22 protein-coding genes are annotated in these 25462 nt (G+C 67.2%); 8 read left to right on the forward strand and 14 right to left on the reverse strand.

Translation table 11 applies throughout. The features are described from left to right. Nucleotides 1-88: 88 nt before the first annotated feature. From LMJ30_RS03440 to LMJ30_RS03450, 3 genes are all read right to left on the reverse strand, one after another. Nucleotides 89-1885: a hypothetical protein gene (locus tag LMJ30_RS03440; protein ID WP_229430938.1), complete on the reverse strand. Its 1797-nt coding sequence runs from the start codon at nucleotides 1883-1885 to the stop codon at nucleotides 89-91. Nucleotides 1886-2246: 361 nt separating this feature from the next. Further along, a complete protein-coding gene (locus LMJ30_RS03445; protein WP_229430939.1) occupies nucleotides 2247-3581 on the reverse strand; it encodes a sigma-54 dependent transcriptional regulator in 1335 nt (444 codons plus the stop codon). A gap of 133 nt (nucleotides 3582-3714) precedes the next feature. After that, nucleotides 3715-4572 carry a pirin family protein gene (locus tag LMJ30_RS03450; protein WP_229430940.1) on the reverse strand — a complete coding sequence of 286 codons (858 nt, stop codon included), beginning with the start codon at nucleotides 4570-4572 and terminating at the stop codon, nucleotides 3715-3717. 239 nt (nucleotides 4573-4811) lie between these two features. On the opposite strand from LMJ30_RS03450, the gene LMJ30_RS03455 reads away from it, so the two are divergent. The 3 genes from LMJ30_RS03455 to LMJ30_RS03465 all read left to right on the forward strand — a co-directional run bounded on the left by LMJ30_RS03455 (nucleotide 4812) and on the right by LMJ30_RS03465 (nucleotide 8998). Then, nucleotides 4812-6563, forward strand: a complete 1752-nt coding sequence (locus LMJ30_RS03455; RefSeq protein ID WP_229430941.1) for a glycoside hydrolase family 2 protein — start codon at nucleotides 4812-4814, stop codon at nucleotides 6561-6563. 19 nt (nucleotides 6564-6582) lie between these two features. Next, entirely contained in the window at nucleotides 6583-7605 is a 1023-nt protein-coding gene (gene galE / locus LMJ30_RS03460) for a UDP-glucose 4-epimerase GalE (RefSeq protein ID WP_229430942.1), read from the forward strand. Between the two features lie 349 nt (nucleotides 7606-7954). Continuing rightward, nucleotides 7955-8998 carry a TraB/GumN family protein gene (locus LMJ30_RS03465; protein ID WP_229430943.1) on the forward strand — a complete coding sequence of 348 codons (1044 nt, stop codon included), beginning with the start codon at nucleotides 7955-7957 and terminating at the stop codon, nucleotides 8996-8998. Nucleotides 8999-9005: 7 nt separating this feature from the next. Here LMJ30_RS03465 and LMJ30_RS03470 read toward each other — a convergent pair whose 3' ends face one another. From LMJ30_RS03470 to LMJ30_RS03505, 8 genes are all read right to left on the reverse strand, one after another. Then, the gene (locus tag LMJ30_RS03470; protein WP_229430944.1) at nucleotides 9006-9536 is read right to left on the reverse strand and encodes a hypothetical protein; all 531 of its coding nucleotides are present in this window, start codon (nucleotides 9534-9536) and stop codon (nucleotides 9006-9008) included. A gap of 163 nt (nucleotides 9537-9699) precedes the next feature. Next, nucleotides 9700-10182 carry a VanZ family protein gene (locus LMJ30_RS03475; protein ID WP_229430945.1) on the reverse strand — a complete coding sequence of 161 codons (483 nt, stop codon included), beginning with the start codon at nucleotides 10180-10182 and terminating at the stop codon, nucleotides 9700-9702. A 35-nt stretch (nucleotides 10183-10217) separates the two neighbouring features. Next, entirely contained in the window at nucleotides 10218-10541 is a 324-nt protein-coding gene (locus tag LMJ30_RS03480; RefSeq protein WP_229430946.1) for a hypothetical protein, read from the reverse strand. 769 nt (nucleotides 10542-11310) lie between these two features. Further along, complete coding sequence (locus LMJ30_RS03485) at nucleotides 11311-11784, reverse strand: MarR family winged helix-turn-helix transcriptional regulator (protein WP_229430947.1); 474 nt, start codon at nucleotides 11782-11784, stop codon at nucleotides 11311-11313. Continuing rightward, nucleotides 11781-12545, reverse strand: a complete 765-nt coding sequence (locus tag LMJ30_RS03490; protein ID WP_229430948.1) for an SDR family NAD(P)-dependent oxidoreductase — start codon at nucleotides 12543-12545, stop codon at nucleotides 11781-11783. Before LMJ30_RS03490 ends, LMJ30_RS03485 begins: the two co-directional genes overlap by 4 nt. 52 nt (nucleotides 12546-12597) lie before the next feature. Next, the gene (locus LMJ30_RS03495) at nucleotides 12598-13113 is read right to left on the reverse strand and encodes a TPM domain-containing protein (protein ID WP_229430949.1); all 516 of its coding nucleotides are present in this window, start codon (nucleotides 13111-13113) and stop codon (nucleotides 12598-12600) included. Next, nucleotides 13113-13931, reverse strand: coding sequence for a TPM domain-containing protein (locus tag LMJ30_RS03500; RefSeq protein WP_229430950.1), 819 nt, complete (start codon nucleotides 13929-13931; stop codon nucleotides 13113-13115). Before LMJ30_RS03500 ends, LMJ30_RS03495 begins: the two co-directional genes overlap by 1 nt. A 3-nt stretch (nucleotides 13932-13934) precedes the next feature. After that, nucleotides 13935-14543: a LemA family protein gene (locus LMJ30_RS03505; protein WP_371872968.1), complete on the reverse strand. Its 609-nt coding sequence runs from the start codon at nucleotides 14541-14543 to the stop codon at nucleotides 13935-13937. Nucleotides 14544-14670: 127 nt separating this feature from the next. On the opposite strand from LMJ30_RS03505, the gene pyrF reads away from it, so the two are divergent. From pyrF to LMJ30_RS03520, 3 genes are read left to right on the forward strand one after another with little or no spacing between them, the layout of a single operon-like run. Continuing rightward, nucleotides 14671-15492 (forward strand): orotidine-5'-phosphate decarboxylase, encoded by an 822-nt coding sequence (gene pyrF / locus LMJ30_RS03510; protein WP_229430951.1) that lies wholly within the window; start codon nucleotides 14671-14673, stop codon nucleotides 15490-15492. A 24-nt stretch (nucleotides 15493-15516) separates the two neighbouring features. Beyond that, on the forward strand, nucleotides 15517-17865 hold the full coding sequence (locus tag LMJ30_RS03515) for a hybrid sensor histidine kinase/response regulator (protein ID WP_229430952.1): 2349 nt from the start codon (nucleotides 15517-15519) through the stop codon (nucleotides 17863-17865). Between the two features lie 7 nt (nucleotides 17866-17872). Next, a complete protein-coding gene (locus LMJ30_RS03520) occupies nucleotides 17873-20761 on the forward strand; it encodes a hybrid sensor histidine kinase/response regulator (RefSeq protein ID WP_229430953.1) in 2889 nt (962 codons plus the stop codon). On the opposite strand, the gene sbcB is transcribed toward LMJ30_RS03520, so the two are convergent. Continuing rightward, nucleotides 20758-22206 carry an exodeoxyribonuclease I gene (gene sbcB, locus LMJ30_RS03525; RefSeq protein WP_229430954.1) on the reverse strand — a complete coding sequence of 483 codons (1449 nt, stop codon included), beginning with the start codon at nucleotides 22204-22206 and terminating at the stop codon, nucleotides 20758-20760. The genes LMJ30_RS03520 and sbcB overlap by 4 nt on opposite strands. Nucleotides 22207-22258: 52 nt before the next feature. Beyond that, the gene (locus LMJ30_RS03530) at nucleotides 22259-23224 is read right to left on the reverse strand and encodes a GGDEF domain-containing protein (protein WP_229430955.1); all 966 of its coding nucleotides are present in this window, start codon (nucleotides 23222-23224) and stop codon (nucleotides 22259-22261) included. A gap of 130 nt (nucleotides 23225-23354) precedes the next feature. Here LMJ30_RS03530 and LMJ30_RS03535 point away from each other — a divergent pair, with 130 nt between their 5' ends. Continuing rightward, nucleotides 23355-24140: a helical backbone metal receptor gene (locus LMJ30_RS03535; RefSeq protein ID WP_229430956.1), complete on the forward strand. Its 786-nt coding sequence runs from the start codon at nucleotides 23355-23357 to the stop codon at nucleotides 24138-24140. 33 nt (nucleotides 24141-24173) lie between these two features. Here LMJ30_RS03535 and LMJ30_RS03540 read toward each other — a convergent pair whose 3' ends face one another. Next, entirely contained in the window at nucleotides 24174-24557 is a 384-nt protein-coding gene (locus tag LMJ30_RS03540; RefSeq protein WP_229430957.1) for an HPF/RaiA family ribosome-associated protein, read from the reverse strand. A 146-nt stretch (nucleotides 24558-24703) separates the two neighbouring features. Here LMJ30_RS03540 and LMJ30_RS03545 point away from each other — a divergent pair, with 146 nt between their 5' ends. Then, nucleotides 24704-25315, forward strand: a complete 612-nt coding sequence (locus LMJ30_RS03545) for a lysophospholipid acyltransferase family protein (RefSeq protein WP_229430958.1) — start codon at nucleotides 24704-24706, stop codon at nucleotides 25313-25315. Nucleotides 25316-25462: the final 147 nt, after the last annotated feature.

The raw sequence follows: 25462 nt of genomic DNA on the forward strand, positions 1-25462 counted from the left end.
GTCCTCCTGGTTGTGCCCGGATATGCCTCGTCATGCCGTGACAGGCAGGCGAGCGCCGCGCCCGGGGAACCGGACGCGGCGCAGTACCTTAGCGGCCGACGTTCACGTTGGCCTGCACGTTGACGCTTTGCTGCACCAGCGACGAGAAGCCGCTGTTCTGGCTGACCACCATGATGCCCGCGGCCGACTGGCCGACACTGGTCATCGTGCTCGACATGTTGAAGGTGCCGGCATCGACCGTGGTGGTGCCGGCGTTGCCGCCGGTGCCGCCCGCGCCGTCGCCGCCGGTGCCAGCGCCCGCGGTGTTGCCGCCGCCGCTGCCGCCGGCGCCGCCGGTATTGCCGCCGCCGCCTTCACCGCCGTCGCCGCCGGCGCCGCCGCTGGCGTTGCCCACCGTGGCCGGGCCGTTGCTGGCCGCGCCACCCGTTGCCGTGCCGCCGGCTGCGCCGCCGCCACCGCTGTTGGACGCATCGCCGCTGCGGGCGCCGTCGCCGCCCGCCGCGCCGCCTGCGCCGGCGCCCCCTGTTGCCGCGCCGCTGTCGCCGCCCGCTGCGCCCGCTCCGCCTGCGCCGCCGATGCCCGATTCGCCGGTGCCGCCGGTGCTGGTGGCCGCGCCGCCGGCTTCGCCGCCGCCCGCGGTGGTGTCGCCGGCATCGCCGCCGTTGCTGGTCAGTGCAGCGCCGTCGCCGCCTGTGCCGCTGGTGGCGCCGCCGCCGGCCGCGCCGTCGCCGCCGCGCCCGACAGTGACAGCGCCCGCAGTGGCGTCACCGGCGGTGCTGGTGGCCGCTCCGGCCGTGCCGCTGTGGTCGCCGCTGGCATTGGCCGAGGCACTGCCGCCATTGCCGCCGTCGCCGCCCGCGGCGCCGGGATCGCCCGTGCCGCCCGCACCGCCCGCCCCGCCGGAACCGCCGGTGGGCATGGCCAGGCTGCCGAGGTGGGTGCTGTCGCCGCCTTGCGCGGCGCTGCCGGAGGCGGCCACGCCGCCCACGCCCAGGCCGCCGGAGCCGCCCGAACCGCCAGTGCCGCCGGCTGCCGCGCCCGAGGCGCCGCCATTGCCGCCGGTGGCTACGCCGCCCGAACCTGCGACCGAACCGAGCGCCAGTCCGCCGGCGCCGCCGGCGCCGCCCGCCGACATGGCCGAGCCGCCGGAGCCGCCCAGGGCCATGCCGCCGTTGCCGCCGCTGCCGCCGGCGCCGCCCGCGCCGCTGGCGGCAGAGCCGCCCGCACCGCCGGCCCCGCCCGCCCCGCCGGCGCCGCCTGCGCCGCTGGCCGCGCCCGTGGCAGCGCCGCCGGCGCCGCCGGCGCCGCCCGCGGCAGCGCCGCCGGTTGCCGCGCCGTTGGTGGCGTCGCCATTGGCCGCGCTACCGCCAGCCGAACCGAATCCGCCGGCTCCGCCGCTTGCCGCAGCGCCCGCGCCGCCGGCCCCGCTGGCCGCGCCGCCGGTGCCGGCCGCGCCGTTGCCGCCGGTGGCGTTGCCGCCGGTGCTATTGCCGGTATGGCTGGCGATGTTGCCGACATTGGTGATGGTGTTGCCGCTGACGGTCCCGCCCAGGCTGCTGGTGGCGGTGGCGCTGGCGCTGTTGAACGAATCGGTGATCGTGGCCGTGGCAGTGGCGCCGTTGTTGGCGGCGGCGCTGCCCGTGCCCGAGGCGATGGCTTCGCCGACGCTGTTGTTCTGGTCGGTACTGTTGTCGTCGGCCTGGGTGGCGGTCGAGTATTCGTTGGCCTTCGCGCCGGCGCCGCGCTGGGTGCTTTCGGCGGTGGCTGTCTGGGTAATCGCACCACCCGTGCTTCCGGACGGATTGGTGGCGGTGTTTGTTGGGTTGGCGTAAGCCTCCACGCTGAAAGCCAGCGTGATCGCGGCAGCCATGAGAGAACGTTTCATGTTGACCCCTTATGAAAATTGATGTCGGTGGTGTGAGTCCGGCATATCGGTGCAGCCAGCACTGACAATGCAAAGTCGGTGCCAGCGCCGCGACACAGACGCAAGTCCTTGAATGCAAAGGCTGGACCAACCGGGCAGGAACAGCGCGGGGGCGGCGGGGCCGCCGCCGGGGAGGGAAGCCGGGCGCTGGTGTATCAGCAGCGTGACAGTGGAGTTGCCAGCAGGCCCGATAAAGCAGCGCCGGCCAGTCGCTGGCCGGGTCTTTTTTCCTGGTTGCACTGTGTAACGCTGCCGTGACAAACAGGCTGGGCCGCGGCACGTGGCGCGCTCGGCGGTGCGGTCGTCACAGATGTGCGACAGTTTATTTGGGGGCGGCAATGCCGTGCTTGGACATCAACCGGTAGAGCGTCATGCGCGACACGCCAAGGTCGCGTGCCGCCAGCGTGATGTTGCTGCCGGCGCGCTGCAGGCTGGCGCCGATCGCGGCGCGTTCGGCGGCGGTGCGCAGCCGGCCCAGGCCATCGCCGGCGCCGGCCGGGTCGGCGCCGGCCAGCTCCAGGTCGTCCGGCGTGATCTGGCGGCCTTCGGCCAGCACCATGGCGCGCCGGATGCGGTTGATCAGTTCACGCACATTGCCGGGCCAGTCGTGGCTGGCGATGGCGCGCAGGGCCGCGCCGCTGAAGCCTTTCAGGTGGCGCGGCTTGTCGGCTGCATACAGGCGGAAGAAATGGTCGGTCAGCTCGGGCAGGTCGTCGCGGCGCTCGCGCAGCGGCGGCACGGTGACCGGCAGCACGTTGAGCCGGTAATACAGGTCTTCGCGGAACTTTCCCTGGGCGACTGCCTGCTTCAGGTTGACGTTCGACGCGGCGATCACGCGCGTATCGACCGAGATGCTGCGGGTCGAACCGATCCGGTAGATGGTCTTCTCCTGCAAGAAGCGCAGCAGGTTCGACTGCAGCTCGCGCGGCAGGTCGGCGATTTCGTCGAGGAAGATGGTGCCGCCGGCGGCCGATTCAATCAGGCCGGCCTTGTCGCGCTCGGCGCCGGTAAAGGCGCCGCGCAGGTGGCCGAACAGTTCGGCCTGGATCAGCTGGGGCGCCATCGCGCCGCAATTGACCGGCACAAACGGGCCGCCGGCGCGCCGCGAATGCGCGTGGATGGCCTGCGCCGTCACGTCCTTGCCGCTGCCGCTTTCACCCCAGATCAGCACCGGCGCGTCCGATTTGCCCAGGCGCGCGACCTGGGCGCGCAGGCGCGCGATGGCGGCGCTGTTGCCGGTCAGTTCGGTGTGGGCGGCGACGGACGCCGGCGCGCGATGGCCGTGCAGCAAGGCGAGGCCGTGGGCGTGGCCAAGCGCGTAGGCAAGCCGGCGCGGGTCCGCCGGCTCAGTGTGGAAATCGTGCGCATGCGTACGCACCAGCTCGCGCCATTCAGGCCGGTCGAGGACGCCTGGCGCGGCCAGCACCAGCCACACCAGCCCGCCATGGGCGCCGAGGAAACGGTCGAGCGCGGCGGGGTCGGCGGCGGGACCGAGGCCCGACAGCAGCCCGACCTGGCAGGCGTGGGTGCGCACGGCGCGTTCCGCCTCGTTCAAGGTGCGCGCCATGCACAAGGTCCAGCCGTCGAGGGCGCCGGCGGCGCCGGGCGGGCGCCGGTCGAGTGCAAGCCACAGCAGTTTCTTGTCAGGCAAGGTCATGAGCAGCTCCAGGGTTCGCGAAAGCGTACTCAGCTGTGACCGCACCTTATCACCTTCGTTCCACTACCCCCATTGATGCATCTAAAGACAAGCAGCGGGCAAGCGCAAGGCAACAGCGCGACAATAGGCCGGCCTAGGGCGGGGCGCCGAAGCGTCCGGCCTGGTAGTCGTTGATGGCCTCGATAATTTCTTCGCGGGTATTCATGACAAAGGGGCCGTGGGACACCACCGGTTCACCAAGGGGCTCGGCATGCCCGAACAGCAGCAGGGCGCCGTGGGCGGTTTCCAGCAGCACCTGGTCGCCCTGCTCCGACAGCTCGGCCAGGTGGAAGGCGCTGGCGGTATCGGGCCCGACGGCGACCGATCCGCGCACCACGTACAGGAACACGGTGCGCCCCAACGGCGCAGGCAGCCGCAGGCGGGCGCCCGGCTGCAGTTCGACCGTGCTCATGAACACGCCGGTCAGCGACTGCACCGGGCCCTGCACGCCTTCCCACTCGCCGGCGATCAGGTTGACGGTGGCCTGGCCGCCGGCGGCGGCCAGCGCCGGGATCTCGCCGCGCTGCAGGCCGGTGTAAGCCGGCCGGGTCATTTTCAGGCGTGACGGCAGGTTGATCCACAGCTGGAGGATTTCGAGGGGGCCGCCGCGCTGGCGGAATGCTTCCGGCGACACTTCGGCATGGATGATGCCGCGCCCGGCCGTCATCCATTGCACGCCGCCGGCCCGGATCACGCTGTCGTGCCCGGCGCTGTCGCGGTGGGTCAGCATGCCGTCGATGATGAAGGTGACGGTCTCGAAGCCGCGGTGCGGGTGGGGGCCGAACGGCAGGCCGCGGTTGCCCGGCGGGTAGGTCTGGGGGCCGTGATGGTTCAGGAACAGGAAAGGGTCGAGCTGGTCGATGCCGGGTCCGGGCAGCGGCCGCTGCGTGAGCAGGTCGCCGATATCGTCGCGCCGGGCCGGATGCAGGCTCCGGATGGTCTTCTCGCTCATGCATTGCTCCTTGCGGTGGGATCGAGCGCCACGATACCCGAATACTGTCGCGTGCGCCGGGGGTATTCCGCCTGACAAGGCGGGCAGGGGTTATTGCCGCGCGGCACTCCCGCGTAAAAAACTGCGGCGCGCCGCAACGTGGCGCGCGCGCAGGCATACAATAGAGGCCGGTACGGCGCCATGCGCCTCGCAAAGTCTGCAGGGAATCCCGCAAGCCTGGCATCGAGTGGAGGATGACGATGAGCGAATTCGCGTACCCGCGACCCCAGCTTGTCCGCGAGCAGTGGCTGAACCTCAACGGGCCGTGGCGATTCCTGTTCGACGACGCGCGGCGCTACCACCGCCCCGACGACGGACTCGCATGGACGCACCGGATCATGGTGCCGTTTGCGCCGGAATCGGCCGCAAGCGGCCTGCGCGAGGCCGGTTTCCACCGTCATTGCTGGTACCAGCGCGACTTCGACCTGCGCCGCGGCGAAGGCCGCACCATCCTGCATTTCGGCGCGGTCGATTACAAGGCGCGGGTATGGGTCAACCATCACCTGGTGGCCGAGCATGAAGGCGGCCATACGCCGTTCTGCGCCGACATCACCGCTGCGCTCCATCCCGGCGGCAGGCAGACCGTCACCGTGCAAGTCGAGGACGACCCGCACGACCTGGCCAAGCCGCGCGGCAAGCAGGACTGGCGGCTGGAGCCGCACGCGATCTGGTACCCGCGCACCACCGGCATCTGGCAGACGGTGTGGCTGGAGCAGGTCGGCCAGACCTACATCAAGAGCCTGCGCTGGACGCCGGTCTTCGAGAACTATGAAATCGGCTGCGAACTGATGGCCGCCGGCGAGCCGTGCGACGAGCTGTTCGTCGAAGTCAGGATCTGGCACAAGGGCCAGTTGCTGGCCGACGACCATTACAAGCTCCTCGAGAACGAAGCCAACCGCAAGATCGCATTGTCCGATCCCGGGATCGACGATTCGCGCAACGAGCTGCTGTGGAGCCCGGAGCGGCCGACCCTGCTCAGCGCCGAGGTCACCCTGCGCCACCGCGGCGCGGTGCTCGACAGGGTAAGCTCGTACACGGCGCTGCGTTCGGTCAACATCAACCGCGACCGCTTCATGCTCAACGGCCGCTCCTATCCGCTGCGGCTGGTGCTCGACCAGGGCTACTGGCCCGACACCCTCTTGACCCCGCCGGGCGACGAGGCGCTCCGGGGCGATGTGGCGCTGGCCAAGGCGATGGGCTTCAATGGTGTGCGCAAGCACCAGAAGATCGAAGACCCGCGCTACCTGTACTGGGCGGACAAGCTGGGCCTGCTGGTGTGGGAAGAAATGCCCTCGGCCTACCGCTTCAGCGCAAGGGCAATCAGCCGCATGGTGCGCGAGTGGACCGAAGCCATCCAGCGCGACTACAGCCACCCCTGCGTCATCGTCTGGGTGCCATTCAACGAGTCGTGGGGCGTGCCGAACCTGATCTCGATCCAGGCGCACCGCAATGCCGTCGAGGCGCTGTACCACCTGACCCGCACGCTCGACGCGACCCGCCCGGTGATCGGCAACGACGGCTGGGAGGCTTCGGCCACCGACATCCTCGGCATCCACGACCAGGACTGCGACCCCGACCGGCTGCAGGCGCGCTACGCAGCCAATGGCCAGCCCGGCGCGCTGGTCGACCTGCGCCGGCCGGGCGGGCGCATCCTGACGCTCGACGGCTTCCCGCACCGTGGCCAGCCGATCATGCTGACCCACTGCGGCGGCATTGTCTTTGACGAAAGCGGAGCGCAAACGGATCGCGCCAACTGCCAGGAGCGCTTCCTCGACCTGTACCAGCGGCTGCTCGATGTGGTGAGCAGCAGCACCATGTTCAGCGGCTACTGCTACACGCAGTTCGCCGACACTTTCCAGGAAACCAATGGCTTGCTGTACGCCGACCGCAGGCCCAAGATGCCGCTCGAGCGGATTCGCGCGGCAACCTTGCACCAGTGCGGCGAGCCCTGACCAACAAGGAGCGGCTTTGATGAAACCAACTATTCTCGTGGTCGGCGGCGCAGGCTACATCGGTTCGCAGATGACCAGGCAACTGGCCGCGGCTGGCTACGTGCCGGTGGTGCTGGACGACTTGTCGAACGGCAGGCGTGAGGCGGTCGGGCCGCACCGGCTGGTGGTGGCCGACATGGGTGAGCGCGGCGCCCTCGACGCGCTGCTGCAGGCGTTCCAGTTCGACGCAGTGATGCACTTCGCCAGCTTTATCCAGGTGGGCGAATCGGTCACCGAACCGGGGCGCTACTACGATAACAACGTCGGCAACACGGTGCGGCTGCTGCAGGCGATGGTGAGGCACGGGGTCAGGAACTTCATCTTTTCATCGACTGCCGCCATCTTCGGCGACCCGGCCTATGTGCCGATCGACGAGCGCCATCCCAAGGAACCGATCAATCCCTACGGGCGCTCGAAGTGGATGGTGGAGCAGGTGCTTGGCGATTTCGAGAGCGCATACGGGCTGCGTTCAAGCTGCCTGCGCTATTTCAACGCCGCCGGCGCCGATCCCGACATCGCACTGGGCGAATGCCACCAGCCTGAAACGCACCTGATCCCGCTGGTGCTGCAGGCGGCGGCGGGGAGGCGCGCCGACATCACCGTGTACGGCGAGGACTACGACACGCCCGACGGCACCTGCATTCGCGACTACATCCACGTCAGCGACTTGTGCGACGCCCACCTCCTGGCGCTGCAGCAACTGCGCGCTGGCGGACCGGGCACGCGCTACAACCTCGGCAACGGGGCCGGCTATTCGATTCGCGAGGTAATCGACGCGGCCGAAAGGGTAACCGGACGGACCATCGCGCGCAAAAGCGGCCCGCGGCGGGCGGGCGATCCGCCCGTGCTGGTGGCGGACGCCACCCTGGCGAAAAGCGAACTGGGCTGGCGGCCGCGCTTTGCCGACCTGGATGCGATCATCCTGCATGCGTGGCGCTGGGAGCAGGAGCATTTTGGCGCGGCGGCGGCGGCGCGTGCGCCGGCGCGTTCCGGCCCTGACTAATCGAAATGCGCGTTCAATAACCTACGTCGTCCGTGCGAAGGCAGCGGCTCATAGGCCATCTGCTCTGATGTGCCATATCTTCCTGCTTGTCGCATCGCGCGGTCAATCAGCACCGTCGTCCTTGCGAAGGCGGGGTCCAATCAACCATCTGCGCCGAGGTGCTATAGGTCCCTGCCTTCGCAGGGACGACATTTTCACGCTCTGGATTCACGGCGCCGAAGCACGGTGGTCTCCCTGCGATTTATAAAAGCGATAACGCAGCGAAATTTTCCTTGTGCGAAGGTTCCGTGCAGGCATCGGGTGCTCTAAGATATCCGGGCAGTATTTGCTGTGCCTGCCGGAATCCTGGATGTCGAATCAATCACCGCTGCCGCCTTGCCTTGTCCGACTGCTTGCCGGACTTGTGTTCAGCATCTCCTCACTTGCCGCGTCCGCTCCAGCGTCCGCGGACGCACCGCTTGCAGCTGGCGATCTTGCCCCTGCGTCAGGGCTGTCCGTGGCCGGCTCGGTGGCGCACAGTGCCTATGCGGCGCCGGCCAAGCCGCGTGCGCAGCCTCGCGGCGCGCCTGCCGGAGGGCAGGGCGCGCTGTTTCGCGTCACGCGCGACGGCCAGATGGCCTACCTGTTCGGCACCATCCATGTCGGCGCCAGTTCCTTCTATCCGCTGGCTCCGCAGGTCAGCCGCGCACTGGCGGACTCAAGCCAGCTCGTGCTCGAACTGGACACGCGCGCCAGCGACGACTTCGACCAGGCGGTGCGCAAGCACGCAAGCTATCCGGCCGGCGACCACATCCGCAATCACGTTTCGCCCGACACATTGCGCCGCCTGGTGACAGCCCTGCATGCTGCCGGCATTCCCCTGTCCGGTGTCGGCCACCTGAAGCCCTGGCTACTGGCAAACATGCTCATCGGTATCGAACTGGAGCGCAGCGGCTTTAAACGCGCGCACGGCAACGAATCGTTCCTGCTCGACGCCGTGCAGCCGCGCGGCGCCAAACTTGCTGAACTCGAAAGCGCCGACTACCAGCTGTCGCTGTTCGATACGCTTGGCGACGCCAGCGCCGAGGCTTACCTGCGCGAAGCCCTCGATGACCTGTCCAGCGGCATGTCCATGAAGAAGGCCAGGGCCATTATCGACGCCTGGACGTCAGGCGACGCCGCCGCGCTGGACGCCTTGATTCCCGACACGATCGGCGACGGCACCGTGACGTCCGACTTTACCCGCCGTACCTTGCTGGACCGGCGCAACCCGGAGATGGCGCAGCGAATCGCGCACATCATGAAGGATGGGACAGTCAGCTTCGTGGGCGTCGGCCTGCTGCACCTGCTGGGCGCAAACGGCTTGCCCCAGCTGCTTTCGCAGCGAGGCTACCAGGTCGAGCGCATCTACTGAGCCGGCCTTAGCGCCGGATTTCTCCACCGCTCAGATTGACCCGGTCTCCGCTGCGGAAGGTCGGCGCCGATTCCTGGGTGATGACGCGGGTGCTGCCATCGTCCATGCGCAGGGTGACGCGGTAGACGCGGTCGCCGGCAGCGCCGGCAGTGCCGCCAACAGCCGCCCCCGCCATGGTGCCGGCCCCGGTTGCCGCTTCGCTGCGGGGCACCACCTCAATCATTGTCACGACGCTGTTTGGCGCCATGGCGGCGGTGGACGCCTGTGCGCCCGCGCTTTGCGGATCCGTGGTGGTGCCCATGGCGCCTGCGCCGCCGCTTGTTTCGGCGCCAGTGCCGGTTGCCGTGCCGGCCGTGCCTGCGGTGCTTCCCATGCTGCCCGTGCCGGTGGTGGAAGGCGTGCCGTAGCTGACCCCAGTGGCCGATTCGGACGACGTGGTGCCGGCGGTATCGCCCGTGCCCATCCTGTCAGTGGTGCATGCCGCGAGCCCGAATGCCAGCAGACCGGCCAACAGCACGCCATGTTCTATACGCTTCATGATCAACTCCTTTGGTTGGGTGTTTTTTCGTGTGTGCGTGACAATGCCGCGTGCCACTCTGGTAAGAGGTGCTAACGCGGCTGACGTTCCAAGCTACACGGTCGTTACGTGACCCACATCAAATGGCTGAACAGTTCGGTGAATGTTGGGGAGCCGGGCCCTGCTAGCGGCCTGGACGGGCGCGGCGCGGCTCGCCCGGCAGGAAGGCCCACAGCAGGCCGGCGACCATGATGGCCGCGTTGCAATCGACCAGCCAGTCGCCGACCGCGCCGCGGCGGTAGGGCAGGAAGCTTTGGACCAGTTCGTCGACGGCGCCCATCGCGGCCACCGTCAGGACGGACTTCAGCGCGCGCGATGGGGCGCTGCCGCTGCTGCCGGTGTACAGCAGCAGGGTGATGGCGCCGTAGGCCAGCGAGTGCAGCACAATGCCGGAGGCGTAGTTGCCGATCTCGGCGCGCGCTCCAGGAATCGCGCCCATCGTGACAATGGCGGCGTACCCGGCGAAGGCGGCGCTGTAGCGCAGGCGCTGGAATTTCGGGTCGAGGAAGAGGAGTGAGAGCAGGGCTGGCATCGGCTTTGCGCGCGTGGAAACCGGCAACGATACCACGCCAGCCGCCTGCGCGCCGGCATCGGTGGCGTCGCGCACGCAGGTGCCGCCGGGCGGGGCCGGCGGCGGGTTGGTCAGATGGTCAGCGCCGGTGTGCCGTTGGCGTAGCAGGCGTCGAAGCAGCTTTCGCAGTTGACGCAGAACAGGTGGGCGATGCGCACCGAATGCTGGCGCAGCACAAGCCGCAGGTGGGTGTTGGCGCACTTGGGGCAGGTCTCCCTGACCAGCCCGAAACTGGTGGCAACGACACCGTCGCCGTCTGCGCCGAGGCGGTCGATGACATCGTCAGGATTCAGTTCGCGAAGAAAGAGCCGGTCTTCGGCGGCAGCGTGGTGGCGGCGTCCTGGCGGGATCGCCTGGACTTTGCCCTTGACGGGTTCAAGCAGGTGTTCGCTCATTCATCTACTCCGGTGACGTTAACTGGCCGGTACATGCAACCATGGCAAAGGATATTCATGATAGTAGAAAGTCACGCCTCTTCAAGGGTCGGATAATGCTGAGTTAGATCCAGATCAAACACATCGGGAATCTCTGCCCCAAAAAAATGCCCGCTTCGCAGCGGGCAAAACCCAAGATCGGGCCAAGAGACGGGAATTCGGAGTGGTGTGCTGCCTTGAAGGTCAGCACACCTGCCTGCCGTCACGCCTATCGGGTGCGTGTACAGCAGATGAATGAAGTATAGGTGGGCAATGTGACCGCGGTATGACGTGGCGCAAACGGAAGGGGGTGGGGTTAGAACTTTGGGGGGAGGGGGCGGTCTGGCTTCGGCAGCAGCTCGCCGAATTCAAGCTTGACGGGACATAATCAAAAAAGGCTATGTCACCGTTAAGTGTGGAATTCAGCACGTCGTGCCCGCCACTGGCGGACCCGATTTCCCGCGAAAGCGGGAACCCCTACTATGTATGCGCTGGAGGTCGAATCGCTTTATTACTGATCGTCTTCAGTATGGGTTCCCGCGTGCGCGGGAACGACGAGGGTGTAGCGCTTCCATACCTAACGGCCCATAGTCAAAAAAAAAAGCCCGCTGGTGAAAGCGGGCTTAAAACTATTTTCTTGGAGGAGAATAGTGGAGACAGGTGAGATTATGGTGCGTCGCCACATATTCGTCCAATTGTCTTTTTAGATACCAGTCATGCATTTTTCCTATAACTGGTCAGAATATGCTGATCAGGCCCCATCCATCGAGCGGAACAGGTCGTCGCGCACGGTGGCCAGCTGGCCGCGCAGGCTGCCCAGCGCATCGCCCGGGCGGCCGCTGGCCGACACCACCTGGGCCGGGATTTCCTGGGCGGTGGTGCGCAGGGAGCGGCCTTCGGCGCTGAGCGAGATGCGCACCTGGCGTTCGTCGTGCGGGTCGCGGTTGCGCGCCACCAGGCCGTTCGCCTCCAGCCGCTTGAGCAGCGGCGTCAGGGTGCCCGAGTCGAGGAACAGGCGGGCCCCGATATCCTTGACCAGGATGCCGTCCTGTTCCCACAGCACGAGCATCACCAGGTATTGCGGATAAGTCAGCCCAAGCCGGTCGAGCAGCGGCTTGTAGGTTTTGGTCATGGCATGCGATGCCGAATACAGCGCGAAGCAGAACTGGTTCTCCAGTGCGAGGATGTTGACCGGCTCCGAGCCGTCCTGCTTTATGCTGTTCATTCTTTTACCGGCACCGTGTAGTTGAGGGCAAGGCGGCCGCCATCGACGTACATGGTCTGGCCGGTCATGTAGGACGCGTCGTCGCTGGCGAGGAAGGCGGCAATCGCCGCCACTTCTTCCGGCTCGCCGCAACGGCCCATCGGCGTGCGCGACAGGATCGTGTGGCGCGCTTCAGGGCTGGCCATGACCGCTTTCCTGGCCAGTTCGGTCAGGATGGTGCCCGGACCGATGCCGTTGACGCGGATGCCGTGCGGCGCCAGGTTCAGCGCCATCACCTTGGTCAGCTGGTTGACGCCACCCTTTGACACCACATACGGCACCTGGTTCGGTATCGCCAGCTCGGAATTCACACTCGACATGTTGATGATGCAGCCCGACTGGCGCTTGACCATCTCGCGCGCAACCGCCTGGCCGCACAGGAACATCGACTTGAGGTTAATCCGCAGCACCCGGTCGAAATCTTCCTCGGCCAGGTCGAGGAAATCGGCGGCGTGGGTCACCCCCGCATTGTTGATCAGGATGTCGACCTGGCCGAATTCCTTCAGCGTCGCCGCCAGCATCGCATCGACGTCGGCCTTCTGGCTGACGTCGGCGGCAAAAAAGCGCGCCGCCTCGCCCAGTGTGGCGGCAGCGTCGGCGCCTTCCGGCTTGACATCGACCATCATCACGCGCGCGCCTTCGTTGGCCAGGCGCTGGGCGCAGGCCAGCCCGATGCCCTGGGTGGCGCCGGTGATCACGGCTACTTTGTTGGCTAATCTCATTGTCTGTTCCATGGTGTCGGCAAAAACCCGATTGTAACCAGCGAGCGCGCCGTCACAGCACGATCGGGTGGTCCGGCAGCTCGTTGACGGCTTCGCCCTCGGCGGGGAAGTGCTGGCGCAGCAAGGCGTTGACCTGGCGGATCGCCGACAGGGTGCTGTCGTGGAAGTCGCCGCGCTTGAAGCCGTCCGTCATGGTCTGGCAGACCGCCTGCCAGGTCGGGCCGTCGATCAGGCGGCCGATGTTGCGGTCGCAGACGATGTCGATCTTGTGCTCGGCCAGGTTGACGTAAATGAGCACGCCGCAGTTGTCTTCGGTGTCCCATACGCCGTATTCGGCGAACAGCGCGAGGGCGCGCTGGCGGTTGCTGACATCGTTCCAGATGAGCTCGAAAGGTATCGAGTTCTCGACAATCAGCCGGACTTCGCCGCGATGGTGCCGCTCGCCTTCGGTGATGGCGGCGCCCAGGTCGGACAAGCTTGCGGTCGGAAATGCTTCCCTGCCGACCGCGGCCGTGGTGCGCCAGTGGCGCAGTGCGCGCTTGAGGCGCGTGGTGATTGAACTCGCCATTACCAGTCTCCCGAGGCGCCGCCGCCATCAAAGCCGCCGCCCCCGCCGCCGAAACCGCCGCCCCCGCCGCCGAAGCCGCCGCCGCCGAAGCCGCCGCCGCCGAAGCCGCCGCTGCCGCCGCGCCCGGCATTACTCAAGATGCTGCCAAGGATGAAACCGGTGGCGCCGCTGCCCCAGCCGCCGCGCGACAGGTGCGAACGGCGGCGCGGCCGGAAGATCGACATCAGCACGAAGGCGCCGATGATCAGGGGCAGGATGGGGAACCCTTCGTCTTCCGCCTGGACCTGGCGCTCGGCCTGTTGCGGCGGGGCAGGGAACATTTCTTTGTTGAGCAGGGTCGCGATTGCGCCGACCCCGGCTACCAGGCCGTCGTAATATGCTTCCTGGCGAAAATGTGGTGCGATCACGTCTTGCAGGATGCGCTTGGACTGGGCGTCGGTCAGCACGCCCTGGACGCCACGCCCGGCTTCGATGCGCAGGCGCCGCAGGGCCGACGGGTTGTCGCGCGCCACCAGCAGCAGCACGCCGTCGTCGATCCCCTTGCGCCCCAGTTTCCACTGGTCGACCACGCGGATGCCGTACTGCTCGATGGCTTCCGGCTCGGTGGTTTTGACCAGCAGCACGGCGATCTGGCTGCCGGTCTTTGCTTCGTAGTCGGTCAGGACGGCTTCGAGGCGTTCGCGCTGCTCCGCCGTCAGCATGCCGGCCTGGTCGGTGACGTGGCCGGTCAGCGCCGGCACCGGCACGAACTGGGCGCGGGCGCCGCCGGCAAGGGCCAGCGCCAGGCAGGCAGCCCAGAATAAGCGCAGCAGGGTCATCGCTTACTTGCCGAAATCGACGGTCGGGGCGGTCGAGATGGCCTTCTCGTTTTCAACCGTGAACGATGGCTTGACGTCGTAGCCGAACATCATCGCGGTCAGGTTGGTGGGGAAGCTGCGCACCTGCACGTTGTACTCCTGCACCGAAGCGATGTAGCGCTGGCGGGCAACAGTGATACGGTTTTCCGTGCCTTCCAGCTGCGACTGCAGGTCGCGGAAGCTGGCGTCGGCCTTCAGGTCAGGATATTTTTCGGCCACCACCATCAGGCGCGACAGCGCGCCGGACAGCTCGCCCTGCACCTGCTGGAACTTCTGGAACGCTTCCGGATTGTTCAGCACTTCCGGGGTGATCTGGAAACTGGTGGCGGCGGCGCGCGCGCGCGTGACCGATTCCAGGGTTTCCTTTTCGTGCGAGGCGTAGCCTTTGACCGTGTTGACCAGGTTCGGGATCAGGTCGGCGCGGCGCTGGTACTGGTTGACCACTTCGCTCCACGCCGCCTTGACGGCTTCGTCCTTGGTCTGGAACTGGTTGTAGCCGCAGCCGGACAGCAGGGCGGCCATGGCAAACGCCAGCAGCATCTGGGATGTGCGCGCAAATCCGTTAAGTGTCATGATGGTATCAATCCCTGGTAGTTGTCGAATAATTAAAAATATACCCTAAACCACCAATTGTGTGCGTACAAATGCACACGCCGCTCGCGGTACAATGCCGGGTTTGTACCTGAATACGAAGGCTCCCGTGAAATTCATCGATAAGCTGTCCGCCGCCTGGACCACCAATAACTCGCTGCTGTGTGTCGGGCTCGACCCCGACCTCGACCGTTTCCCGGCGCATCTGAAGGACCAGCCGGACGCTATCGTCACCTTTTGCAAGGCCATCATCGACGCCACCGCCGACCTGGCCTGCGCCTTCAAGCCGCAGATCGCCTACTTCGCCGCGCTCGGCGCCGAAGGCCAGCTGGAAGAAATCTGCCGCTACCTGCGCGACACCTACCCGCACATCCCGCTGGTGCTCGACGCCAAGCGCGGCGACATCGGCGCCACCGCCCACCAATACGCGCGCGAGGCTTTCGACCGCTACGGCGCCGACGCCGTCACCGTCAACCCCTACATGGGCTTCGATTCGGTCGAGCCCTACATGGCCTGGCCCGACCGCGGCGTGATCGTCCTGTGCCGCACCTCGAATGCGGGCGGCTCCGACCTGCAGTTCCTCGACGTCGGCGGAACCAGGCTGTACCAGCATGTCGCGCGCCTGGTCGCCGAAAAATGGAACCGCAACGGCCAGTGCGCGCTGGTGGTCGGCGCCACCTTCCCGGAAGAACTGGCCCAGGTGCGCGCGATCGTCGGCGACATGCCGCTCCTGGTGCCGGGCGTCGGCGCCCAGGGCGGCGATGTCGCCGCCACTGTCACTGCCGGCAAGAGCGCCAACGGCGCCGGCATGATGATCAATTCCTCGCGCGCGATCCTGTACGCCGCGCCGCAAGCCGGCGAAGACTTCGCCGCGGCCGCGCGCCGGGTGGCGCTGCAAACGCGCGACGAGATCAACCGCTTCCGCAACTGAGGCCAGCCACCCGTGTCCGAGCCGATGACCATGTTTCCCCCGCCGCCAGACGACGCAGCCCTGCGTTTTCTCGGCAGCGGGAGCGAGATGCGCGACATGGTCCGCGCGTTCGACTGGAGCAGCACGCCGCTCGGCCCGATCAGCCAGTGGCCGGCCAGCCTGAAGACGGCAACCGGCATCATGCTCAACGCCGTGCAGCCGATGGTGCTGTGGTGGGGCGACGCGCTGGTGCAGATCTATAACGACGCCTTCGTGCCGGCGTTCGGCATCGGGCGCCACCCGGGCGCGCTGGGCCAGAGGGCGGCCAGCTTCTGGGACGACACCTGGCCCGTCATCGGCCCGCAGGCCATGGCGGTGCTCAAGGGCGGCGCGGCCACCTGGTACGAGGACAACCGGCTGCCGATGGTGCGCGGCGGGCGCGTCGAGGAATGCTACTGGAGCTATACCTTCACGCCGGTCTTCGACGAAGACGGCAATATCCGCGGCGTGCTGGTGATGTCGCAGGAGACCACCTCGCGCGTGCTGGCCGAGCGGCGCCGGCTGGCGCTGGACCGCCTCAGCGCCGGCATGGTCAGCTGCGGCACCATCGACGAGGTCTGGCAGCACGTGCAGCAAGCCGCCGCCGCCGCGCCGAACGATATCCGCGCGGTGCGCATGGGCAGCGCCGGCGCTGGCGACGACGCAGCCGGCTGGGTCAGCGTGGCCGCCGCCGACCTGGGCCTGCCGGCCGCGCTGGTACTGCGCTTCGAGGTGTCAGCCGCGCTGCCGTTCGACCAGCTGTACGCCCAGTTCCTGGAGCAGTTCACGCGCATCGCGGGCGCCGCCTGCACCCGCATCGAGCGCGAGCAGGCGCAGGCGATCGCCACCGCCGAGCGCAACCGGCTGCTGCTCGACGCGCCGGTGGGGGCGGCGGTGATGACCGGCGAAGACCTGACTTACACCGTGGTCAACTCGCTGTACGCGACGATCACCGGGCGTGCGGTCGACAGCATTGTCGGCAAGCCGTTCACCGAGGTGTTCCCCGAACTGGTCGACTCCACCGTCCACAACACCTTCCTCGCAGTGTACGAAGCGGGCCTGCCCTACATCTCCGACGAAACGCTGGTGCCGCTCCACCGCAACGGCGGCGAGCTGGAAGACCGCTACTTCACCTACAACCTGTCGCCGCTGCGCCGCCTCGACGGCGCCGTGTACGGCCTGATGGTGATCGCCGTCGATATCACCCAGCAGGTGCAGGCGCGCGCCGAGATCGAGCACCTGAACACGGAACTGAACGAGGCGGCGCGCGCCAAGGACGAATTCCTGGCGCTGCTCGGGCACGAGCTGCGCAATCCGCTGGCGCCGATCGTCACCGCGCTTGAGCTGATGAAGCTGCGCGACACCGGCTCGGCGCGCGAGCAGGGCGTGATCCGGCGCCAGGTCACGCACCTGACGCGCCTGGTGGACGACCTGCTGGACGTGTCGCGCATCACGCGCGGCAAGGTCGAGCTACGCAAGGCCCGCGCCAGTTTGCGCGAGGTGCTCGACAAGGCGGTTGAGATGGCGAGCAGCCTGATCGAGCAGAAGAAGCAGCACCTGCGCGTGGATATCGAAGAGACCGAGTGGTACGGCGATCCGGCGCGCCTCGCGCAGGTGGTGTCGAACCTGTTGACCAACGCCGCGCGCTACACGCCCGAGAACGGCCACATCGCCGTGGCCGCCCATGTGCGTGGCGGCGAGATCGTGCTGGAAGTGAGCGATGACGGCATCGGCATCGCGCCGGCGCTGCTGCCGCATATCTTCGAAGCCTTCGTGCAGGGCGAACGCAGGCTCGATGGTTCGGTCGGCGGCCTGGGTATCGGGCTGGCGCTGGTCAGGAACCTGGTCGAGCTGCATGGCGGCCAGGCCAGCGCTTACAGCGCCGGACAAGGCCAGGGCAGCACCTTCACGATCACGTTGCCGCTCGCGGCGCACCTCCAGGACGATGAGGCGGGCGCGCGGGCTGCGGACGCTGCCGCCGTGCGCCAGCACATCCTGGTGGTCGATGATAACCACGACGCCGCCGATTTCCTGGCCGAGCTGCTGCGCGCGCAGCACCACCAGGTCAGCGTCGCCTATGACCCGGCGCAGGCGCTGCAACTGGCCGCCGGCGCCATGCCGGCGGTGGCGGTCCTCGACATCGGCTTGCCGGGCATGAGCGGGTACGAACTGGCCGGGCACTTGCGCCGCATGCCGGGCGGTGGCGCGCTGGCCTGCATCGCGGTCACCGGCTATGGCCAGGAAGACGACAAGCTGCGCAGCCGGGCGGCGGGTTTCGCCGGCCACCTGGTCAAGCCGATCGACATGCGCGAGCTCGAAGCGCTGCTGGGCGCCAGCCCTGTGCAAGACAACTGAGGCCCGCATGGTATCCGATCCGACATCGGGCGCCGCCCCGGAACCCGACTACCGCGCCCTGTTCGCGGCGGTGCCGGTGCCGTTGATGGTGCTCGCTCCCGATTTCACCATCGTCGCCGTCAACGAGCCCTTCATCAAAGTCAGCCTGGCCGAGCGCGCCGACATGGTCGGGCGCAACGTGTTCGACGTCTTCCCCGACAATCCGGACGACCCGCAGCCGGCTGGATCAAGCAAGCTGCGCGCATCGCTGGAAAGGGTGGTGCGCACGCGCGAGGCGGACACGATGGCGGTGCAAAAGTACGACGTGCGCGTGGGCGACGCCTTCACCGAGCGCTACTGGAGCGTGATCAACATCCCCTTGCTCGATGCCGGCGGCGCCCTGACCCATATCTTGCACCGCTCGGAAGACGTCACGCAATTCCACGGCGCGGCGGCGCGCGAGGCGCGCATGGAATCGCGCATCGAAGCCCAGTCGCGTGAAATAGAGCAGGCCAACCGCCGCCTGCGAGACGCCAATGAAGAACTGGACGTGCGCGTGGTGGCGCGCACCGAGGAGCTGCGCAAGGAGCGCGAGTACTTCCAGTCGCTGCTGATGGCCGTGCCGGTACCGGTATCGGTCATGCACGGGCCGCACCACCGCTTCGTGCTGGAGAACGATGCGCACCGCGCCATGAGCCAGCAGCGCGACATCATCGGCAAAACCTACGCCGAGGCTTTCCCGGATGCCGCCGCTGCGCTGCTGCCCATCCTCGACCGGATCTACGCCACCGGCGAGCCTTTCATCGCCGACCGCCACCTGGTGCGTTTCGCCATCCGTCCCGGAGGGCCCCAGGAAGACTTCATCTTCAGCATGTCATGGCATCCGCTGTTCGGGATGGATGGCCACGTTGAAGGCATCATCACGGCGACCCAGAACCTGACCGAGCAGTTGCGCGCCGAGGCGCGCGAGCATGAACGGGAGGCCCGCTATCGCAGCCTGTTCGAATCGATCGACGAAGGCTTCTGCGTGATCGAAATGCTGTACGACGACGAGGGCAAGCCGGCCGACTACCGCTTCCTGGAAACGAATAACGCATTTGTCGAAAACACCGGACTGGCGGACGCGAACGGAAAAACGGTGCGCGAACTGGCGCCGATGCACGAACAGCACTGGTTCGACATTTACGGGCGCGTGGCGAGCACGGGAGAGCCGATCCGTTTCGAGAACGAGGCGCGCGCGCTGGGCCGCTGGTACGAGGTGTATGCTTTCCGCCTCGGTAATCCGGCGCTGCACCAGGTGGGGATATTGTTCAAGGACGTCGCCGAACGCCGGCGCGCCGAGGATGAGCTGCGCAACAGCGAGCGGCGCGCCCTTGCCGCCGCCCGCGACGCGCAAGGCGAGCGGCGGCGCCTTGACGCGCTGCTGCAGGCCGCGCCGGCCGGCATCGTCGTCACCGATGCGGACGGCAAGGTCCTGATGACGAACGCCGCCCACCGGCGCCTGTGGGGAGATCCGGGCGACGGCAGGCAAGCCGTCCTGCGCAAGGGCTGGTGGGCGGACGGATCGGCGCGCCACGGACAGCCGCTGGCGCCACACGAGTGGATCACCGCGCGGGTGCTGCGCGGCGAAGAGGCGCCGCGCGACACGGTCGAAATCGAAACCTCCGATACGCCGCCGGTACGCCGGATCGTGCTGGTCACCGGTGCGCCGATCGTCGATGAACACGGCGCGATCACCGGCGCGGTGGTCACGCAAATGGACATCACCGACCGGGTCAGGGCAGAGGAAGCGCTGCGCCAGGACGACCGCCGCAAGGATGAATTCCTGGCGATGCTGGCGCACGAGCTGCGCAACCCGCTGTCGCCGATCGGCGCGGCGGCCGACCTGCTGGCCATGGGGCGTCTCGACGCCGCCCGCGTCAGGCAGACCAGCGCGGTCATCTCGCGCCAGGTCAAGCACATGACAGGGCTGGTCGACGACCTGCTGGATGTATCGCGCGTCACCCGCGGCCTGATCACCCTGGAAAGCGAAAAACTCGATGCGCGCCGCATCGTCGCCGAAGCGGTGGAGCAGGTGCGCCCGCTGATCGACGCGCGCCGCCACCAGTTGACGGTGCACACGCCACCGGAACCGGCGTATGTGATGGGCGACCAGAAACGCCTGACCCAAGTGCTGGCCAACCTGCTCAACAACGCGGCCAAGTACACGCCGCTCGATGGCAGCATCGTCATCGCGGTCGAACTCGACGGCGGCTACGTGCGCACGCGGGTGACCGACAACGGCATCGGCATGGCGCCCGAAGTGCTGGCCCGTGCGTTCGAGCTGTTCTCGCAGGCCGAACGTACGTCCGACCGTTCGCAGGGCGGGCTGGGGATCGGGCTGGCGCTGGTGAAAAGCCTGGTCGAGCTGCATGGCGGCACCGTGTCGGCACACAGTGACGGCATCGGCGCCGGCAGCACGTTCACGCTATGCCTGCCGCGCGTGGCGGCGCAGGCGCCAGGCAGGCGCGACGTCCCCGACACCGCGCAGGCCGACCCGGCGAGGGTGATGAAGGTCATGGTTGTGGACGACAATACCGACGCCGCCGAAATGCTGGCGATGTATGTCGAGGCGCTCGGGCACGAGGTAGCGGTCGAATACAGTTCGGCCAAGGCGCTGGCGCTGGCGCAAGCGGTGCGCCCGGACGTGTGCCTGCTCGATATCGGCCTGCCCGACATGGACGGCTACGAACTGGCGCGGCGCCTGCGTGCTGACGACGCCACGGCGTCTAGCGTGCTGGTGGCGGTGACGGGTTATGGCCAGGAGCAGGACCGCAGCCGCACGCGCGCGGCCGGCTTCGACCACCACTTCGTCAAACCGGTGAACACCGCCGCCCTGGCCGAACTGCTGCGCAAGGCGGCCGAGAACCGCGCCTAGTAGCGCTGCGGCGCGATCGACTCGGCGTAGTCGTACAGGGCGCCTAGGATTTCCTCGGCGCGTTCGTCGGCATCTTCGGAAAGCGCATCGACTTCGGCAAACAGCTGCTCCACGGTGCGCGCACCTGCGGCGCCGTCGAACAGGCGCGCCGCGCGGTGCTGCTCCCAGTGCAGCGCCTCGGCTTCACCCAGCGTCTCGGGGAAGTTGCGCGCGCGGTAGCGGAACAGCAGTTCGGCCAGGCGTTCATCGTCGAACGTCGGGCGCAGCTGCGCCAGTTTCGCCGGCGCCTCGGCGCGCAGCGAATCGAGCTTGCGGCGGTCGTCGCGGCTGACAAAGCCCCCGTACAGGTCTTCGTCGACATCGGTGTCTTCGGTTGGCGCGGGGCGCTGGTAGACCTGTTCCCACACCATGCTCATGTCGGGCGCGCCGGCTGCGATGGCCGCATGCGCCAGGCCGCGTTCGAGGTCGATGCCCCAGCGTTCGGCCAACGCCGCGCTCAGCGTCTTCAGGTTACCGACCAGCATAGGCGACTTGTTCAGGTGGATGCTCTTGACCGGCAGGCGGGTCACGCCCTCGGGCAGGTCGGCGGCGCGGGTGAACATGCGCAGGCGGATCGTCTCCGCATCCATGCCGAACAGCTCCGAAGGATCATGGCTGCAGTCCCACACCAGCACTTCGTTCTTGTTGGACGGATGGGTGCCGAGCGGCCAGACCAGCCCGATGCAGCCGCGTTCGACCGGGAACATGCCCGACACGTGCAGGAAGGGCTGGCGCGTGCCCGGTGCGAGGTGCAGCCCCATCTCGGAGGCCACCTTGTCCTTCTTGTGCAGGCCGAGGCAGAAGTCGAACAGGCGCGGCTGCCTGTCGCGGATCAGGCGCGCCAGCGCGATGGTGGCGCGCACGTCCGACAGCGCGTCGTGCGCCGCGTCGTGGACCAGGCCATTGGCCCTGGTCAGTTCTTCCAGTCTGAAGCTGGGGCGGCCATCTTCGCGCAGCGGCCATTCGATGCCTTCCGGGCGCAGCGCGTAGGTCATGCGGACGACGTCGAGCAGGTCCCAGCGGCCGCAGTTGTTCTGCCACTCGCGCGCATACGGATCGATCAGGTTGCGCCAGAACAGGAAGCGGGTCACCTCGTCGTCGAAACGGATGGTGTTGTAGCCGACGCCGATGGTGCCGGGCTGGGAGAACGCCGCTTCGATGGCGGCGGCGAACTTGTGCTCGGGGACGCCGTGTTCAAGGCAATGCTGCGGCGTGATGCCGGTGATCAGGCAGGACTGCGGATCGGGCAGGAAGTCCGGCGCCGGCTGGCAGTACAGCATGATCGGGTCGCCGATTTCATTCAGGTTGGCGTCGGTGCGGATCGCCGCGAACTGCGCCGGGCGGTCGCGCCGCGGTTGCACGCCGAAGGTCTCGTAGTCGTGCCAGAGGAAGGTGTGGGTTGTCATGGGCGCTATTGTACCGAGTTCGGCACGCCTGAAGCCGGCCCGATGGGCGTCGTCAGACCGCGACCCGGTTGCGGCCGTCCTGCTTGGCGCGGTACAGCGCCGCGTCGGCGCGCGCCACCAGCGCGTCTTCGTTCTCGCCTGGCGCCAGGCAGGCGACGCCGAACGAGCCGGTGATGTGCGGCAGGGGCAGGCGCATGTCGCCAAACACCACGGCCTCCTGCAGGCGCCAGCACAGGCGCTCGGCGACCATCAGCGCCAGTTGCTCGTTGGTGTCGGGGAGGATCACCATCAGCTCCTCGCCGCCATAGCGCACCGCGAAATCGGTCGGGCGCAAGGCGGCGGCCACCACGTCGGAGGCGGCGCGCAGCGCGTCGTCGCCGGCCGGGTGGCCGTGGGTGTCGTTAAAACGCTTGAAATGGTCAAGGTCGATCATGACGAGCGACAGCGGCGCGCCATTGCGCTGCGCCGTGGCGATCATCTTGGGCAGCATGTCGTTCAGCCAGGCGCGGTTGTACAGGCCGGTCAGGCTGTCGTTGAGCGACAGCTGGCGGTAGAACTCGCCGAGCTTCTGGCGCCGGCGCAGCAAGGCATTGGCGGCGCGGATGCGGAAGGAGAGCAGGCGCAGCAGGTTGCGCGCCAGGCCGTTCGATTCGTCGATCAGGCGCCATACCAGCTCGGCTTCGATGACCAGCAACTCGGACTCTTCGCTGGCGGTGATCGCGAACAGGTTGGCGGTGTCGTCCAGCACGGCTTGCTCGCCGACGCTTTCGCCCGGCAGGATCTTGCTGACCGTGCCGTCATTCAGGCCGCTGCTGGTGTCCGCCTCGACATCGAGCGCGCCGCGCAGCACGATGTACAGGCGCGCGCGGTAGCTGTCGGCAACCCTGGCGCCCAGCGGCAGTCGCACAATGGCGCAGTCCGCCAACGCCCGCGCGGTGGTTTCCGCGTTGGTGCCGGCGAACAGTTGCAGGTCCTCGACCTGGTAAGGGGACGCACCGAAGGTGCCGATCTGGTCCAAAATGCGCTTTCCGGAGGGAATACAATTCTGTTAAGAAACGAATGATAGCGCATTGCATCGTTGGCGGGAGCACTGGCGCTCGCGAAACAACAGTGTTTCAATAGCAGGCGTTCACTTTTTACAAAAATCCATGAAACTGCTTGATGCCCTCGGGCGCGAACACCAACCGGCGCCGGGCGCGCGCATCGTGTCGCTGGTGCCGTCGATCACCGAATTGCTGTGCGACCTGGGCCTGGCGCCCCAGCTGGTGGGGCGAACCGGCTTTTGCATCCATCCGGCCGGCGTGGTTGCGGCCATTGCGAAGGTTGGCGGCACCAAGGACGTCAACATCGCCAAGATCCGCGCGCTGGCGCCGACCCACCTGGTGGTCAATATCGACGAAAACGAAAAGCCGACCGTCGATGCCCTGGCCGAATTCATCCCGAATATCGTGGTCACCCATCCCATTGCCCCGGAGGACAACCTGGGGCTGGCCCGGCTAATGGGCGGCATCTTTTGCGCCGAAAACAAGGCCCGCGAGTGGTGTGCGGCATTTGAGTCCGAACTCGCCCAGCTGCGGGCGCTGCCGAAGGGCAGGGCGGCCACGGTGCTGTACTGCATCTGGCAAGACCCGTGGATGAGTATTTCCGCCGACACCTATATCGCCCGCATGCTGGCCGAGATCGGCTGGAGCGTGCCGCCGCTGGGCGAGGCGCGCTATCCGCAGTTCGCGTGGTCGGACCAACTGGTGGCGGGCATCGATGGCGTGCTGCTGTCGACCGAACCCTACCGTTTCACGGAGGCCCATGCGGAGGCGCTCGAAAAGCAGATCGGCAAGCCGGTGCGGCTGGTGGATGGGGAAATGATGTCGTGGTACGGAAGCCGCGCGCTGGCGGGGGTGCGCTACCTGCGCCAGCTGGCGCAGGACGGGCTGTAGCGCCGGCCGCCGGGCGGCCGCCAGCGCCGGACTTTACATATTGCCCTGGTCGTCGCGCTGCTCGGACAGGGCTTCTTCGGCAAGCTGCGGTTTGTCGTGCAGGTTCTTGTCATGCAGGCGGCCCAGGGCGCTGTCGATGGCGCGCTTGAGCTTGTCCGCGGCGCCGTTGATGGCCTGGTGCAAGGTGGCTGCATGATTGCTTACTGCAACTGGCTGGTAGCCGGTGACGCGCGCTTCCAGGGTGCAGCGGCTGCCGCCATCGGCGGATTTCTCGCTGTTTTCATCGGACAGGTGCACTTCGATCCGGGTGATCTGTTCGCCGAAGCGCTGGACGGCGGCGCCGACAACGGTTTGAACGTGCTCGTCCAGTCCCTGGGTGCGGTCGATGGTCTTGTCGGTGTTGACGTTGATTTGCATATGTTCACTCCTGTGTGTTCGGAAAAAATTGTTGTCTTCTTGGATTCATCTTACCTCTTTTATACCGCTTTCTGCGCGTCAACAGTATTAGGGTCAACTCAGGTAAAATATGCGCCCCGCCTGTGCTCCTTCCGGTTCCAATTTCCATGCAGACCACAATTTTTGACACGCCCGTCGTCAACACCGCCATGCGCGCCCTGTCGCGGGTGATCCTGCGCCTGATGGGCTGGCGCACTGGCGGCATGTCGCCGGCCGAGATCGCAGCGCACCCGAAATACGTGCTGATCGCCGCGCCCCACACCAGCAACTGGGACTTCCCGGTCACGCTGATGGTCGCGTTCGTATTGCGGCTGCGGGTGTACTGGATGGCCAAGGCGAGCCTGTTCGCCGGGCCGCTGGGGCCGGTTGCGCGCTGGCTGGGAGGCATTCCGGTCGACCGCAGCGCCTCATCGAACCTGGTGCAGAAGACGGTGGACGCCTTTGCCGCGCGCGAACGGCTGGCGGTAATCGTCGCGCCGGAAGGCACGCGCGGGAAGGTAACGCACTGGAAGACCGGGTTTTATCACATTGCGCACGGTGCCGGGGTGCCGATCGGCCTGGCCTACCTCGACTACGCGCGCAAGGTGGGCGGCATCGGCAGGATGTACACGACCAGCGGCGACATTGAGGCGGACATGGTGGAAATCCGCCAGTTCTACAGCGGCGTCACCGGAAAACACCGGCAGCAATTCGACGCCGACTCCGTGCGCCGCCGCTAACCGACGTGTTGCCAAAATCGGGGTCAGACCACCAGATTTTGGCAATGTTCCAGTTTGACGGTGGTCTGACCCCGATTTTGGCAATGTTCCGTTTTGGCCGTGGTCTGACCCCGGTTTGTGTTTCCAAAATCGGGGTCAGACCACCAG

The sequence above is a fragment of the Massilia agrisoli genome, assembly GCF_020831365.1.
GTDB lineage: Bacteria > Pseudomonadota > Gammaproteobacteria > Burkholderiales > Burkholderiaceae_D > Telluria_A > Telluria_A agrisoli.